General features: G+C 69.6%; 14 protein-coding genes. 6 read left to right on the top strand and 8 right to left on the bottom strand.

Annotated elements, in window-relative coordinates; translation table 11 throughout:
- Positions 1-58: 58 nt before the first annotated feature.
- Positions 59-406: a divalent-cation tolerance protein CutA gene (cutA, locus tag ACAM51_RS07830; RefSeq protein WP_369643189.1), complete on the top strand. Its 348-nt coding sequence runs from the start codon at positions 59-61 to the stop codon at positions 404-406.
- Positions 407-483: 77 nt separating this feature from the next.
- Here cutA and ACAM51_RS07825 read toward each other — a convergent pair whose 3' ends face one another.
- From ACAM51_RS07825 to ftsY, 3 genes are all read right to left on the bottom strand, one after another.
- A complete protein-coding gene (locus ACAM51_RS07825) occupies positions 484-1542 on the bottom strand; it encodes a hypothetical protein (protein ID WP_369643188.1) in 1059 nt (352 codons plus the stop codon).
- A 117-nt stretch (positions 1543-1659) separates the two neighbouring features.
- Complete coding sequence (locus ACAM51_RS07820; RefSeq protein ID WP_218339563.1) at positions 1660-4329, bottom strand: EAL domain-containing protein; 2670 nt, start codon at positions 4327-4329, stop codon at positions 1660-1662.
- Positions 4330-4437: 108 nt separating this feature from the next.
- On the bottom strand, positions 4438-5775 hold the full coding sequence (gene ftsY, locus ACAM51_RS07815) for a signal recognition particle-docking protein FtsY (RefSeq protein ID WP_369643187.1): 1338 nt from the start codon (positions 5773-5775) through the stop codon (positions 4438-4440).
- Positions 5776-5802: 27 nt separating this feature from the next.
- Here ftsY and ACAM51_RS07810 point away from each other — a divergent pair, with 27 nt between their 5' ends.
- From ACAM51_RS07810 to coaD, 4 genes are all read left to right on the top strand, one after another.
- Complete coding sequence (locus ACAM51_RS07810) at positions 5803-7248, top strand: M16 family metallopeptidase (RefSeq protein WP_369643186.1); 1446 nt, start codon at positions 5803-5805, stop codon at positions 7246-7248.
- 22 nt (positions 7249-7270) lie between these two features.
- Positions 7271-8617 carry a pitrilysin family protein gene (locus ACAM51_RS07805; protein ID WP_218295923.1) on the top strand — a complete coding sequence of 449 codons (1347 nt, stop codon included), beginning with the start codon at positions 7271-7273 and terminating at the stop codon, positions 8615-8617.
- On the top strand, positions 8614-9309 hold the full coding sequence (gene rsmD / locus ACAM51_RS07800) for a 16S rRNA (guanine(966)-N(2))-methyltransferase RsmD (RefSeq protein ID WP_369643185.1): 696 nt from the start codon (positions 8614-8616) through the stop codon (positions 9307-9309). Before ACAM51_RS07805 ends, rsmD begins: the two co-directional genes overlap by 4 nt.
- A 190-nt stretch (positions 9310-9499) precedes the next feature.
- Entirely contained in the window at positions 9500-10000 is a 501-nt protein-coding gene (gene coaD, locus ACAM51_RS07795) for a pantetheine-phosphate adenylyltransferase (protein ID WP_218295921.1), read from the top strand.
- Between the two features lie 90 nt (positions 10001-10090).
- On the opposite strand, the gene ACAM51_RS07790 is transcribed toward coaD, so the two are convergent.
- Positions 10091-11041, bottom strand: coding sequence for a LysR family transcriptional regulator (locus tag ACAM51_RS07790; protein WP_369643184.1), 951 nt, complete (start codon positions 11039-11041; stop codon positions 10091-10093).
- A 110-nt stretch (positions 11042-11151) separates the two neighbouring features.
- On the opposite strand from ACAM51_RS07790, the gene lysA reads away from it, so the two are divergent.
- Complete coding sequence (gene lysA / locus ACAM51_RS07785) at positions 11152-12396, top strand: diaminopimelate decarboxylase (RefSeq protein ID WP_369643183.1); 1245 nt, start codon at positions 11152-11154, stop codon at positions 12394-12396.
- A 416-nt stretch (positions 12397-12812) separates the two neighbouring features.
- On the opposite strand, the gene ACAM51_RS07780 is transcribed toward lysA, so the two are convergent.
- The 4 genes from ACAM51_RS07780 to ACAM51_RS07765 all read right to left on the bottom strand — a co-directional run bounded on the left by ACAM51_RS07780 (position 12813) and on the right by ACAM51_RS07765 (position 15356).
- Positions 12813-13829 (bottom strand): NAD(P)H-dependent glycerol-3-phosphate dehydrogenase, encoded by a 1017-nt coding sequence (locus ACAM51_RS07780; protein WP_369643182.1) that lies wholly within the window; start codon positions 13827-13829, stop codon positions 12813-12815.
- Positions 13830-14043: 214 nt separating this feature from the next.
- Positions 14044-14502 (bottom strand): protein-export chaperone SecB, encoded by a 459-nt coding sequence (secB, locus tag ACAM51_RS07775; RefSeq protein WP_218295917.1) that lies wholly within the window; start codon positions 14500-14502, stop codon positions 14044-14046.
- A gap of 108 nt (positions 14503-14610) precedes the next feature.
- On the bottom strand, positions 14611-14871 hold the full coding sequence (gene grxC, locus ACAM51_RS07770; RefSeq protein ID WP_218295916.1) for a glutaredoxin 3: 261 nt from the start codon (positions 14869-14871) through the stop codon (positions 14611-14613).
- Positions 14872-14948: 77 nt separating this feature from the next.
- Positions 14949-15356, bottom strand: coding sequence for a rhodanese-like domain-containing protein (locus ACAM51_RS07765; RefSeq protein WP_369643181.1), 408 nt, complete (start codon positions 15354-15356; stop codon positions 14949-14951).
- Between the last annotated feature and the right edge of the window lie 84 nt (positions 15357-15440).

Genomic DNA, 15440 nt, shown 5'->3' with positions numbered 1-15440 from the left:
GGCTGGCGCTCGGTAGGACGCTATGGCAGACTGCAGCGCCCAACTTCGGGAGACGCGCATGACCGAGCCGACCGCCCTTTGCGACATTCTCGTTGTCACCACCACGGTGGCCACCGAAGCGGAAGCGCGGCGGCTGGCGCAGCTGGTCTTGCAGGCGCGGCTGGCGGCCTGTGTGCAGGTGGAGCCGATCACGGCCTACTTCCGCTGGCAGGGCGCCTCGCAGGAGGACCGTGAGTTCCGACTGGTCTGCAAGACCGTGGCGCGCGCGCTGCACTCGCTGTTGGCGCTTTTGCGGGCGCAACATCCTTATGCGCTGCCGCAACTGGTGGTGCAGGCGCTGCAGGGGTCCGCAGAATATGCCGGCTGGGTGGATGCGCAGGTGGCCCATGCCACGGTGTTGGCCTGACTGCGGGGCATACGCCGTTTTTCCAGCCTCCTGGGCGGCAGGTGCAGGTTCCTGCCTGGCCCCTGTGGCTGGGCTGGCTACACGCTCAGGTCGATCTGCTGCACCGTGCCCGCGCTGCCGTCGTCTCGCAGGTAGACGCTGGTGGAGCGCACGGCGCCCAGGCTGCCGTTGTCGGCGCTGCGCAGGGCAAAGGGCGTTGCCTGGGCGCTGAGCTGCACCGCGCCCACGCCCAGCTCCTGCAGGGTTTGCAGGCGGCCCGTGCCATCCGCATCCGGGGTCCACACGCGCAGTTGCTGGAAGACGGGGTCGGCCTCGTCGATCCAGCCGTTGCCGTCGCTGTCATGCCGGGCCAGCTCCGAAAAGCCGTTCCCCGTGCCCGGGCCGAAGAGTTCCAGGCCGTTGTCGATGCGTGCGTTCTGGTTGTTGTCCAGCGCCAGGTAGCCCCGGTTCCCGGCCAGCAGAGGCACCTGTTCGGTCTGCCCGTCGCCGTCCAGGTCGAAGGCGAAGCGCAGGTCCTGTAGCTGCGCGGCGGTGCCGTCGAAGTTGATGACCAGGGGGTCCACCGCCACGGCATCGCCCAGCCGCAGGCTGACGGAGGATTCCTCGCGGTAGCTGCGCTGCATGTCCAGCTGCAGCGTGAACTGGATCTCCCGGCCATCGGCGGTGCGCACGGTGCCCGCCGCCGCGAACTGGGTGCGTTCGGTTTCCTCCAGCACCTCGCGCTGTTCGTAGATCACGCCAAAGCCCGCGCGCTGGCGGGGGGCCTCCGTGGTGCCGTCCCCGGCGGGCGGCGCAGCGGGCACGGGCTCGGCGGGCGCCTCGGCGGCCTTGGGCCCGGCATACACGCGAACCAGCACGCCGGTCATGCGTTCGATGAGGTCGCGGATCATCGCGAGCTGGGGTGTCAGGCCTTCGTCGGGGTCGCGCGTGGGGCGCGGCTCGACGGAGGCCGAGGCCGCGTGGGCGGCCTGGGCCAGGCGGGCCGCGCTGGAGATCTGGGGCGGCGGGGCCTGGCGGGCGGCGGGCGTGCCCGGAGGGCGCTCGCCCACCCACATTTCCAGGCGGCTTGTCTGGCTGTGCATGCGCGTGGCGGCATGCCGGGCCTGCATCTGCAGGGTGGACGACTCGATTTTCATGGGGCACCTCCATGGTTTCCACGGAGGCGCGGCGCGGGGCCGACTGTCGTGGCCTTTGGTTATCGGCATTTGCGTGCGGCAACTTGAATGCCATCGCGGCGCCGGTCTGGCGCGAGGTCAGCCGGGGGCCTTTGCGGGGCCCAGTGCCTCCAGCGCCGCCCGTTCAAAGTCTTCCAGTGCCAGCGGCCTGCCAAACAGGTAGCCCTGAAACGCCTTGCAGCCGTGTGCCAGCAGGAACTGGTGGTGCGCCGCCGTTTCCACCCCCTCGGCGATCACGTCCAGGCCCAGGCTGCCCGCCAGGGCGATGATCGAGCGGGCGATGGCCGCGTCGCTCGGGTCCAGCAGCACTCCGCGCACGAAGCCTTGGTCGATCTTGATCTGGTCCAGCGGCAGGCGCTTGAGGTAGCTCAAGGACGAGTAGCCCGTGCCAAAGTCGTCGAGCGAAAAGCCCAGCCCATGGGCCTTGAGCGCGCGCATCGTCGCGATCACGTTGTCCACGTTGTCGAGCAGCAGGCTTTCGGTCAGTTCCAGCTTGATCCGTGCCGGATCGGCCCCCGTCCGCTGCAGCAGCGCAAGCACCTGGGCCACGAAATCGTCCTGCAGGAACTGGCGCGCGCTCACGTTGATGGCGACGTTCAGGTGGGCAAACTGCGGGTGCTGGCGCCACCGGGCCTGCTGGCGCAGGGCGGTTTCCATCACCCAGTGGCCCAGGGGCAGGATCAGGCCGGATTCTTCCGCCAGGGGGATGAACTCGGACGGCGGGACCATGCCCTGCACCGGGTGCCGCCAGCGCACCAGTGCCTCTGCGCCGGTCACCCGCCCCTGGTCGTCCACCTGGGGCTGGTACAGCAGCAGGAACTGCGACTGCCGCAGTCCGGTGTGCAGCTCCGCCTCCAGCAGCGCACGGCGGTTGACGGCCTGCTGCATGTCGGGGTCGAAAAAGCGCAGGGTGTTGCGGCCCGCGTCCTTGGCGCGGTACATGGCCATGTCCGCCTGCTTGAGGACTTCGTCCACGGAGTCGCGGTGGTCGCGCAGGAGCGTGACGCCGATGCTGGCCGTGAAATGGTGTTCGTGCCCCGCCAGCTGGTAGGGCTGGCGCAGCTGGGCCAGGATGAGTTCTCCCAGCGTGCGCGCCTGCGCCGCGGCTTCCGGCGGGTCGCTGCTGAGGTTCTGCAGCACCACCACGAATTCGTCGCCACCCAGGCGGGCCACGGTGTCCTGTTCCCGCACGCAGCCGGGCAGGCGCAGGGCGACTTCCTTGAGGAGCAGGTCCCCCACCTCATGCCCCCGGGTGTCGTTGAGCGTCTTGAAGTTGTCCAGGTCCACGAACAGCACGGCGGTGGTCAGGCCCGAGCGCGCGCCGTTGGCCAGCACCTGCTGCAGCCGGTCCACCAGCAGGCGCCGGTTCGGCAGCTGCGTGAGCGCGTCGTAGAACGCCAGGTAGCGGGCCTCGTCCTCCGCGGCCTTGCGCCCCGAGATGTCGATGTCGATGCAGAACATCTCGGGCGGATGCCCGGGCACCTGGATGTAGGCGTGGCTGGAGAACACGTCCACGGGCGAGCCGTCCTTGCGCCGCAGCTGCAGTTCGCCCGCCGGGATGACCTCGCCCGTGGCGAACATGTGGCGCATGTGCCCGCGCACGGTGTCGGCCATGGCCGGCGGGATGATGAGGTCCAGCAGGTTGCTGCCCAGCGCTTCCTCGGCGGTGTAGCCGTAGAGCTGCTCGGACGCCCGGTTCCAGTAGCTGGTGGTGCCGTCCTCCAGATAGCCCTGCACGGAGATGGACGGAATGTTGCGCAGCAGCGAGCGAAAGCGCAGCTCCGATTCGCGCAGCGCGCCCTCGGCGAGCTTGCGCTTGGTGATGTCGCGGGCCAGGAAGACCACGGCCGCCTGGCCGCCCACCTGAACGCCCAGGGGCTGAGCGCGCCCTTCGAAATGCCGTGGGCCCGAGAGCGTCTGCATCTCGTACTCCATGCTGTGCGTCTGGCCCGACTGCAAGGTATTGCGGATCAGCTCCAGGAAGCTGTCGGCCTGTGGCGCGGGCAGCACGTCATGCAGCCGCTTGCCAATCAGCTGGGGCGGGCTGGCCGCCAGGGGTGCGTCGTCGGGCGAGAGCACCTCCACATACCGCCCACGGGCGTCCAGCACGAGCAGCACGTCGGGGATCGCCTGGGCGATGGCGCGCAGGCGCGCCGCCGTGCCATGCAGCGCGCGCTCGGTGGCCAGGCGTTCTTCCACATCGCGCAGCAGCAGGCCCAGCACCACCGTGGCGGGCGTGAAGGTCAGCAGGAAAGGCACGGCCAGGGTCTGGTTGATGCGCTGGACGGCCTCGGCGGGAAGCAGCTGGAACAGGGCGACGACTGCGGTGTGCAGCAGCAACCCGAACAGGGCCAGCGGAACGGGCTCCACCCCCAGGCGCCCGCGCGCGCGGCCTTCGCGGTAGACCAGGCCCAGCGTGGTGCACAGCGCAATCACCAGCAGGCCCACCTCGGCGCCGGCGCCCCCCAGCCAGAGGCGGCCCGTGGCGGCCATGGCGGCGGCGATGCAGGCCACCAGCGGGCCCCCGAACAGGCCCGCCATGCTGAGCACGACCGAGCGCGCATCGAAGATCACGCCCGGCATCAGCACCACGGGGGTGAGCATGCCCACCACGCAGATGGAGCCAAAGAGGATGCCGGAGAAAACCTGCCCGGTGCGCGGGTGCCGGCGCCAGACGCGGATGTTGAACCCATGCAGGAAGCACAGCGCCAGCAGCAAGGCAACACCTTTGACCAGCTCAATGAACATGGGCGTCCGCGCCTTTCCTGGGGAAAGCCCATCATGGGGGAATTGCTGCCGTTCGTAAACGTGAAAATGGCCCCGAGGGGGCCATGGATCGCGGTTGCGGGCGGGTTTTCAGGTCAGCAGGGCCTGCGCGAATTCGCGCGCGTTGAAGGTCTCCAGGTCTTCGAGCTTCTCGCCCACGCCGATGAAATACACCGGAATGGGGCGTTCCTGCGCGATGGCCGCCAGCACGCCGCCCTTGGCCGTGCCATCGAGCTTGGTCACGATGAGGCCCGTGAGCTGCAGCGCATCGTCGAACGCGCGCACCTGCGCCAGGGCGTTCTGGCCGGTGTTGCCGTCGATCACCAGCAGCACCTCGTGCGGCGCCGTGGCGTCGGCCTTGGTGACCACGCGGCGGATCTTTTTCAGCTCTTCCATCAGGTGCAGCTGCGTGGGCAGGCGCCCGGCGGTGTCCACCAGCACCACGTCCTTGCCGCGCGCCTTGCCGGCCGTGACCGCGTCAAAGCTCACGGCGGCCGGGTCGCCGCCTTCCTGGCTCACGATTTCGACCGTGTTGCGGTCGGCCCAGACACCGAGCTGCTCGCGCGCTGCGGCGCGGAAGGTGTCGGCCGCCGCCAGCAGCACGGCCGCGCCTTCGCCGGCCAGGTGTTTGGTGAGTTTTCCGATGGAGGTGGTCTTGCCCGCGCCGTTGACGCCCGCCACCATGATCACCGTAGGGGTGTGCTCGCCGATGACCAGCGCTTTTTCGAGCGGGCGCAGCAGGTCGGCGAGGGAGTCGGCCAGCAGGCCCTTGACGGCGGCGGGGTCGGTGGTCTTGCTGTCCTTCACCCTGCGCTTGAGGTCGGCCAGCAGGTGCATGGTGGCCTTCACGCCGGTATCGGCCATGAGCAGGGCCTCTTCCAGCTCTTCATACAGCGCATCGTCGATCTGCGTGCCGGTGAACACCGTGGTGATGCTGCTGCCCGTCTTGCGCAGCCCGGCCTTGAGGCGGTCGAGCCAGCCCTTGCGTTCCACGGGGGCGGCCGGCGCAGGTGCCGGTGCGGCGATGGGGGGGGCTGCCACTGCTACGGGCGCCGGCGACGGGGCCTGCACCGGCGCTGCCACGGCCACGGGGGCCAGCGGCGGAACCGTGGCCGATGCTGGCGCGGGCACGGGCGTGGGGGCTGCCTCGGGCGCCTTGGGGGCGAACGGGTTGCGCAGCCAGCCAAAAGCGGCCGGCGCCGCGGCGGGAGCTTCTGCGGGCGCTGTCGCGGGCGTGGTCACCTGCGCGGGGGCAGGCGAAGGCCCTGGCGGCGGCTGATGCACCGCCGGAACTGCCGTGGCCGGCAGGACGGAAGTGGGGGGAGCGGCAGGTGCTGGAGCGCCGGACGACATGGCCGGGGAGGGCGCATCGGACGGTGCGGGCGTCGATGGCGGAGCGGCGGGCTTTTTCTTGAAAAAACTGAACATTGGTGGGTTCTTAGAATCATCCATTCTATGAAACGTGCTTTCACCCTACTGGGCCTGCTGGCCTGCCTCTCGTCCGGGGCTGCCTTCGCGGCAACCACCCCGGTGTCCCAACCCTCCGATGCGCCTTCTTCCACGCCGTCCACCACGGCCTCTGGCGCGCAGCAGTTCACCCTGAGGAACGGCATGCAGCTCATCGTGCAGCCCGACCGGCGCGCCCCCACGGCGGTGCACATGGTCTGGGTGCGCGTGGGCTCCATGGACGAAGTGGACGGCACCACGGGCGTGGCGCACGTGCTCGAGCACATGCTGTTCAAGGGCACCAAGACGTTGCCGCCGGGCGAGTTCTCGCGCCGCGTGGCCGCCCTGGGCGGGCGGGAGAACGCGTTCACCAGCCGCGACTACACGGGCTACTACCAGCAGATCCCGTCCAGCCGGCTCGAAGACGTGATGAAGCTCGAATCCGACCGGTTCGCCCACAACCACTGGCCGGATGAAGAGTTCAAGAAGGAGCTGGAGGTGGTGAAGGAAGAGCGCCGCCTGCGCACCGAGGACCAGCCCCGCGCCATGCTGGCCGAGCAGCTGTTTGCCGCCACCTTCACCGCGTCGCCCTACCGCCGCCCCATCGTGGGCTGGATGAGCGACCTCGATGCCATGACGCCGAACGACGCGCGCGCCTTCTACCGCCAGTGGTACACGCCCACCAATGCCGTGGTGGTGGTGGCGGGCGACGTGGACCCCGTGCAGGTGCGGGCCCTGGCCGAAAAATACTACGGCGGCATCCCCGCCCATGCGCTGCCCGAGCGCAAGCCGCGCGCCGAGCCCGCGCAGCAGGGCCTGCGCCGCATCGCCGTCAAGGCGCCGGCCGAGCAGGCGTATGTGGCGCTGGCCTTTCGCACCCCCAGCCTGGACCGCGTGGAAAACCTCACCGACACCGACCGCGACGCCCTCGCGCTGATGGTGCTGTCGGCGGTGTTCAGCGGCTACGACGGCGCGCGGCTCGACCGTGCGCTCACCCAGGGCGAGAACCGCGTGGCCGACAGCGCCAACAGCAGCGCCATGGTCACGGGGCGCGGCCCCAGCCTGTTCATGCTCAGCGGCGTGCCCGCCGCGGGCAAGACGGCCCAGCAGGTCGAAGACGCCCTGCGCGCCGAGGTGGCCCGCGTGGCCCAGGGTGGCGTGAGCGAGGCCGAACTCGCGCGCGTCAAGACGCAGTGGATCGCCTCCACCGTGTACGAGCGCGACTCGGTGATGAACCAGGCGCAGGAGCTGGGCGGCAACTGGGTGCAGGGTTTTCCGCTCGACGCCAACGAGCGCCTGCTGGAGCTGCTGCGCACCGTGACGCCCGCCCAGGTGCAGGCCGTGGCCGCCAGGTATTTTGGCGACGACCAGCTCACCGTGGCCACCTTGCTGCCACAGCCCCTGGATGCCCCCCGCGCCCGCCCCACGCTGCCGCCCGGCGCCGTGATCCGTTGAACCCGCCCTGGGTCCCTTGCACATGATTACTATCAAAAATATAGCTGCTCGCGCTTTGTTGATAAGCGCTGGAGTGGTTTTTTATTCAAACTCTGCCTGGGCGTTGCTGCCCATCCAGCACTGGACGGAGCCCAGCGGCGCCAAGGTCTACCTGGTCGAAAGCCCCGTCATCCCCATGGTGGACGTGCAGATCGACTTTGACGCCGGCAGCCGCCGCGACCCGGCGGGGCAGGCGGGCCTGGCCAGTGCCATGGCCGCCATGGCCAGCAAGGGCGTGAAGGCCCTGGGCAACGAGCCCGCGCTGGACGAGAACGGCCTGGGCGAGGCCTGGGCCGACCTGGGCGCGAACTTCGAGGCCGGCGCCGAGAACGATGCGCTGCACTACTCGCTGCGATCGCTCACCGACCCGCCGCTGCTCGACAAGGCCGCCCGCCTGGCCGCGCGCCAGATCGGCGAGCCCAGCTGGCCCGCCGACGTGTGGCCGCGCGACCGCGCCCGCTGGATCGCCAGCCTGAAGGAGGCCAATACACGCCCCGCCACCGTGGCGGGGTATGCATTCGCCTCGGCGGTGTACGGCAGCCACCCGTATGGCGTGCGCACCACCGAAGACACGCTGATGCGCATCAACGTGGCGGACATGCAGGCGTTCCATGCCCAGCACATCGCTGCCTGCCGCGCCAAGGTGAGCATCGTGGGCGCCGTGTCGCGGGCGCAGGCCCAGGCGCTGGTCGCCACGCTGCTGTCGCGCCTGCCCGCCGCGTCGGGCTGCGCGCCGCTGCCGCCCGTGGGCGAGATCAGCGCGCTGGCCGCGCCGGTGGAGCAGAACGTCCCCTTCACCTCGGCCCAGGCCCATGTGCTCATCGGCCAGCCGGGCTTCCAGCGCCGCGACCCGGACTTCCTCGCGCTGCTGGTGGGCAACCACATCCTGGGCGGCGGCGGTTTTGTCTCGCGCCTGACCAGCGAGGTGCGTGAAAAGCGCGGCCTCAGCTACAGCGTCTACAGCTACTTCGCCGCCGGCATGCATGCGGGTGCCTTCACCGTGGGCCTGCAGACCCGCCCCGACCAGGCGGCCCAGGCCGTGAAGGTCTCGCGCGACGTGATCGCGCGCTTCGTGGCCGAAGGCCCCACCGAGGCCGAGCTGCGCGCCGCCAAGGACAACCTCATCGGCGGCTTCGCGCTGCGCATCGACAGCAACAAGAAACTCCTGGGCAACGTGGCCAACATCGCCTGGAACGAACTGCCGCTGGACTACCTGGACCAGTGGTCCAGGAAGGTGGAGGCCCTGACCGTGGCCGACGTGCGCGCCGCCATGGCCAGGAAGCTGCAACCCGAGCGCATGGTGACCGTGGTGGTGGGGGGCAAGCCATGAGCCGCTCGACCCTGAAAACCACCGCCATCAACGCCGAGATCCGCAAGGCACAGGCCGCTGCGGCCACCCCCCCGGCGGCCGCCACCGGCAAAAAGGGCGCGCCCAAGGACAAGGCGGCCCCAGCCGCCGCGCCCAAGGGCGCGGGCGAAATCCGCATCATCGGCGGGCTGTGGAAGCGCACCCGCCTGCCCGTGGCCCAGCGCCCCGGCCTGCGCCCCACGCCCGACCGCGTGCGCGAGACCCTGTTCAACTGGCTCGGCCAGGACCTGGCGGGCTGGCGCTGCCTGGACGCCTTCGCGGGCACCGGCGCCCTGGGGCTGGAGGCCGCATCACGCGGTGCCAGCGCCGTGCAGCTGGTGGAAAGCGACGCCGCCCTGGTGGCCCAGCTGAACACCCTGCAGCAGCGCCTGCAGGCCACCGCCGTGCGCGTGCAGCGTGGCGACGGCATCGCCGCCCTCAAGCAGGCCGCGCCCGCCAGCATCGACCTGGTGCTGCTGGACCCGCCGTTCGACAGCGACCTGTTCGGCGCCGCCCTGCAGGCCGCCGCCAAGGCGGTGGCCGCCGATGGGTTCGTGTACCTCGAGGCACCGCGCGCCTGGGCCGATGAAGAGCTGGCGCCCTGGGGGCTGGCGCTGCACCGCCACCTCAAGGCGGGTGCGGTGCACGCCCACCTGCTGCGGCGCGGCGCCTGAAGCCTCCGCCTGGCGCCGCCAGGCCTTTCAGGCCGGAGCCCAGGCCGCACACCCGCGCGCCCCCGGGGCGCTGCCACGCCCGCCGGGGACAGGGGCGCGAACGTCCATGTTGCAGTGCACTGCATAATGCGCCCACGCGGCCCGCCAGGTGGGGCCAACGACCCTTCCGCCAGACAGGAGACAACCAGCCATGGCCCAGAACGTGCTCGCCGTATACCCCGGAACCTTCGACCCCATCACGCTGGGCCATGAAGACGTGGTACGCAGGGCCACCCAGTTGTTCGAACGCGTGATCGTGGCCGTGGCGGCGGGCCACCACAAGAAGACCCTGTTCACCCTGGAAGAGCGGATCGACATGGTCCGCGAGGCGGTCAAGGGCTACCCCCAGGTGCAGGTCGAGGCCTTCTCGGGCCTGCTGCGCGACTTCGTGGTGGAGCGCGGCGGCAAGGCCATGGTGCGCGGCCTGCGCGCCGTGACCGACTTCGACTACGAGTTCCAGCTCGCGGGCATGAACCGCAGCCTGATGCCGCAGGTGGAAACCGTGTTCCTCACCCCCAGCGACAAGTACCAGTTCATCAGCAGCACCTTCGTGCGCGAGATCGCCGTGCTGGGCGGCGAAGTGCACAAGTTCGTGTCGCCCTCGGTGCAGGAGCGGCTGGCCGAGAAGGTGCGCACCCTCACGCCACCGTGATCGCTCTGGGCCAATCGGGTCCTGGCGCTTGATGGACAAGCGCTGAGTGCTATTGATTGAATAGCACTATGTTCTGGCTGCGCCGCCCGTTCATGGCAGCGCCTGGAACTGGCGGGCCACATCCACCGCCTCGGCCTGGAGCGCCTCCAGCATGGGCGCCACCTCGGGCAGGGGCGGGCGGTACAGCGGCAGCACGCACGCCACGCTGAACGGGATCGAAAACGCCAGCCGCCGCACCACCAGCCGGCCGCCGGAGCCGGCCGCCGCCAGGGCGGTCAGCGGGTTGACGATGGCCAGTCCCAGGCCGTGTTCCACCATCGCGCACACGGCGGCGGCGCTGTGGGTTTCCATGCGCAGGGTGCGCGGCACGGCGGCTTGCGCAAAACGCGCGTCGATGAGGCGGCGGTAGGGGTCGTCGGCCGACAGGCTCACGAAGGGCTGGTCCGCAAAATCCTCCAGATGCAGCACGGGCCGGCGCGCCAGGGGGTGGTCCGCCGGCACCACGGCCACTTCATCCAGGGTCAGCAGCACCTCGGCGCGCGTGCCCGGCGGGGCGGCGGCCTGCTCGCACAGGCCCAGGTCAAAGCGCTGGGCGCTCATCCATTCCTCCAGCAGCGGGGACTCCTGCGGCGTGACCGACAGGCGTGCGTGCGGGTGTGCCCGCAACAGCCGCGCCGCCGCGCCCGGCAGCAGGGCGTGCGCCAGCGCGGGCAGGCACAGCACCGACAGCTGCACGGCATCGGGGCGGCCCAGCGCCACGGCGCGGTCCACCACGCGCTCCAGGCCCTGCCAGGAGCGCTGCACCTCGTCCCACAGCGCGAGCGCGCGCGCGTTGGCCCGCAGCCGCCCTTGCATGCGCTCGAACAGCGCATAGCCCAGCAGCGATTCCAGGCGCGCGAGTTCGCGGCTCACGGTGGGCTGCGAACTGTGCAGCAGGCTGGCCGCGCCGGTCGCGCTGCCCGCGGCCATCACGGCGCGGAACACTTCGATGTGCCGGTGGGTGATGCGGCGGGCCAGGGGGGAGATGGCGGCATCGGTCATGGGTAGAGCATATCCAGAATGAATGGATGCTGTAAATCAAGGCATTCGACCAAATGGCGGGAAGGGAGCATCATCCAGCCTTCACACCGCATCCTGCCTTGGGAATCCGCATGTCCAACCCTTTCTCTCCCGCCCAGCTCTGGGCCCTGGCCGACCAGTTCGGCACCCCGCTGTGGGTGTACGACGCGGCCACCATCCGCCAGCGCATCGCGCAGGTGTCCAATTTCGAGACCGTCCGTTTCGCGCAGAAGGCCTGTTCCAACATCCACATCCTGAAGCTCATGCGCGAGCAGGGCGTGAAGGTGGACGCCGTCTCGCGCGGCGAGATCCTGCGCGCGCTGGCGGCGGGCTATGTGGCCGGCGCAGAGCCGTCGGAGATCGTCTTCACCGCCGACCTGTTCGATGCCGCCACGCTCGACTGCGTGGTGGAGCACGGCGTGCCGGTCAACGCGGGCTCCATCGACATGCTGCACCAGCTGGGCGCGCGTTCGCCCGGCCATGGCGTGTGGCTGCGCATCAACCCCGGCTTCGGCCACGGCCACAGCAACAAGACCAACACGGGCGGCGAGCACAGCAAGCACGGCATCTGGCACACCGACCTGCCCGCGGCGCTGGCCGCCATCGCGCAGCACGGCCTCCAGCTCGTGGGCCTGCACATGCACATCGGCTCGGGCGTGGACTACAGCCACCTGGCGGAAGTCTGCGGCGCCATGGTGGGCCTGGTGCGCACCACCCACGCGGCCGGGCACGACCTGCATGCCATCTCGGCCGGCGGCGGCCTGTCCATTCCCTACCGCAGCGGGGACCCGGTGGTCGACACGCAGCACTACCACGGCCTGTGGGACGCCGCGCGCCAGCAGGCCGAGGCGGTGGTGGGCCACAAGCTGGGCCTGGAGATCGAACCGGGCCGCTACCTGGTGGCCGAATCCGGCGTGCTGCTGGGCGAGGTGCGGGCCGCCAAGAACGCGGGCAACAACCGCTTCGTGCTGGTCGATACGGGGTTCAATGAGTTGATGCGCCCCTCGATGTACGGCAGCTTCCACGCGATGGAGCTGCTGCGCCGCGATGGCACCACCGCCGCCGCCCGGCCCACCGTCGTGGCCGGGCCGCTGTGCGAATCGGGCGACGTGTTCACGCAGGGCGATGGCGGCGTGGTGCTGCCGCGCGACCTGCCGGCCGCGCAGGTCGGCGACCTGCTGGTGATCCACGACACGGGCGCGTATGGCGCCTCGATGTCCTCCAACTACAACACGCGCCCGCTGATCGCGGAGGTGCTGGTGGACGGCGGCCAGGCGCGCCTGATCCGCCGCCGCCAGACGGTGGACGAGCTGCTGGCGCTGGAGCTGGGGCTGTAGAAGGCTGGCGCGGCCGCCGCGCGCAGCGGCCGGGACGGCGGTGCGAAGGATGGGAATGAAAGACGGCGGCGCCTTTGCGGCGCGGCGCGCGCCGACACCTGGTAGGCACGGGACTACGGCCACGCGCAGCGCTGGCGCACAGGGCGGGGGGAGGCGGGGCCCTAAGGTAGAGCCATCCACATTTCTTCATCCCTTCAAGGAGATCACCATGCCTATCATCTTGTGGCTGCTCGGCGTCCCGCTGTCGGTTGTTCTGTTGCTCATGCTGTTTGGCGTGTTCTGACCTCTGCGCAATCCATGTTAAAAGCCGCGTGCGCCCCAGGGCGCACGCGGCTTTTGTTTGCGATAGGGGTGTGCGGCGCTGGGGGCGGTACGGCCGGCCCTCGCCGGGCAGGCGCCTGCCGCGCGCCGTTCGACTACACCAGTTCGGCCGCGGGCCCCCGGCCCATCAGCGCCGCCACGGCGTCCGGGGGCTGGATCTGGCCGTCCAGCAGCGCCACCGCGGCGCGGGTGATGGGCATGTCCACCCCCAGCATGGCGGCCCGCTGCGCCACGGTGCGGGCGCTGTAGACGCCTTCCGCCACGTGGCCCAGCGACTCCACCGCCTGCGCCAGGGTGCGGCCCTGCGCCAGCAGCATGCCCACGCGGCGGTTGCGCGATAGGTCGCCGGTGGCGGTCAGGACCAGGTCGCCCAGGCCCGACAGGCCCATGAAGGTGTCGGGCCGCGCGCCGAGCGCCAGCCCCAGCCGGGTCATTTCGGCCAGGCCGCGCGTGATGAGGGCGGCACGGGCGTTGAGCCCGAGCGCCAGGCCGTCGCACAGGCCCGTGGCGATGGCCAGCACGTTCTTCACGGCGCCACCCACTTCCACGCCCACGATGTCCTCGTTGGCGTACACCCGCACGCTGGGGCTGTGGAACGCGCCGACCAGCGCGTCCCGCACCCGCGCATGCGGGCTGGCCGCCACCAGCGCGGTGGGCTGGCCCAGCGCCACTTCCTGCGCAAAGCTCGGACCGCTGAATACACCTGCTATTAAATCAGGAGCTACTTGCGCTTGTACTTCATGTGCCAGCAGCCCAAAGGATGCCGAACCGGCACCGGGAGGCATTGCCTCGAAGCCCTTGCACAGCCAGGCCACGGGCGCCGTGCATCCCCGCAGCGCCTGCAGCATGCCGCGCAGCGCCGCCATGGGCGTGGCCACGATGACGAGGTCGGCATCCGGCAGCAATGCGCCAAAGTGGCCGTCGGCGATGGAGAGAGAAGGGGGAAAGTCGATGCCCGGCAGATAGCGCGCGTTCTGGCGCGCCACGCGCATGGCGTCTGCCTGGCCCGCGTCGCGCGCCCAGAGCGTGACCACATGGCCGCCAGGGTGCTGGGCCGCGCTCATGGCGAGCGCGGAACCCCAGGCACCGGCACCCAATACTATGATTTTCATAGCTGCTTGCGCTTATTCATCAGGCGCTGGAGGCCAAAAAGTCTTTGATTCGATGATCTCCGCGCTACGCCTCGCCTGCGGCCTGTGCCAGCGGCGCGGCCCAGGCGGGGTAGCCGCGGAACTGGCTTTGCCAGGCCGTTGGCCGCGTCCCCCTCCCGAGCGCGCAGCGCGACGAGAAAGGGGGAAGGCGCGAAGCGCCTCAGGGGGGCTCTTCTTATTGCGTGATGATGGGCGAAGCCTGGCCGGCGGCCTGGGCTTGCTGCTGCTCGTACATGGCCTGGAAGTTGATTTCGGCCAGGTGCACGGGCGGGAAGCCGGCGCGGTTGATCAGGTCGGCCACGTTGCCGCGCAGGTAGGGGTACACGATCTGCGGGCAGGCGATGCCCATGATCGGGCCCATCTGGTCTTCCGGCACGTTGCGGATCTCGAAGATGCCGGCCTGCTTGGCTTCGACCAGGAACACGGTCTTGTCCTTGATCTTGGTCTGCACGGTGGCGGTCACGGCCACTTCGAAGATGCCTTCGGCCACGGGCGTGGCTTCCACGCCCAGCTGGATGTCGACGTTCGGCTGCTCTTGCTCCAGCAGGATGCCGGGGGAATTGGGCTGCTCGAGCGACATGTCCTTGAGGTAGACGCGCTGGATCTGGAACACGGGATTTTCTTGGTCGGCCATGGTGAAGTCTCTTTGCTCTAACGGAATTTCTAGCAAAACAAAACCCGCCCGGGAAAAGCTCCCGCAGCGGGCACATGGGGCTGCATTATGCAGCGCCCGCGGTGGGGGTCAGGCGGCGCCCAGCAAGGGCATGAGCTCGCCGCGGCTGTCCAGCGCCACCAGATCATCGTGGCCGCCCACATGGGTTTCACCGATGTAGATCTGCGGCACCGTGCGGCGGCCGGTGATCTCCATCATGTGGACGCGCGCGGCGGGGTCGGTGTCGATGCGGATTTCCTCGATCTGCTCCACGCCCTTGGACTTGAGGATCTGCTTGGCCCGGATGCAGTAGGGGCAGACGGCGGTGGTGTACATCTTCACGGGTTGCATGGCGGACCTTCCTCTTTCTTCCTGTGGGGCTAAAAATCAGTGGCAAGACTATCGCGGACCCAATAACTGGGGGCGGATCAGGCTTTTTCCACAGGCAGGCTGGCTTCGCGCCAGGCCTTGAGGCCGCCGGCCATGGCCTGGGCGTTCTCGTAGCCCAGCTTCTTGGCAATGGCCACCGCGCGGTTGGCGCGGGCACCGGTGGTGCACACCAGCACCAGGGGCAGGGCCTTGTTCTTGATCACGGTGGGCAGGCGCTCTTCGAGCTGGCCCAGGGGCACGTTCTTGGCACCGTTTACATGGCCTGCGGCGAATTCTTCGGTTTCGCAAACGTCGATGACCACCGCCTTTTCGCGGTTGATGAGCTGCACGGCCCGCGCGGGTGTCAGCGAGCCGCCACTGGCGTTCTTGAGGACCGGCCACAGCAACATGCCGCCCGAAGCCAGTGCAACAAAGATCAGATACCAGTTGTCGATAATGAATTTCACGAAGATTCCTTGGGTTGGCGAACGGCGTAATTCTAGAATGCTGGGTTTTGGCCCGCATTTCTTTGACCCGCCTTTCCTGGGGAA

The sequence above is a fragment of the Acidovorax sp. A79 genome, from assembly GCF_041154505.1.
Classification (GTDB): domain Bacteria; phylum Pseudomonadota; class Gammaproteobacteria; order Burkholderiales; family Burkholderiaceae_C; genus Acidovorax.
Note: the sequence above shows the minus strand (reverse complement) of the source record. Positions and strands in the feature narration are given on the sequence as shown.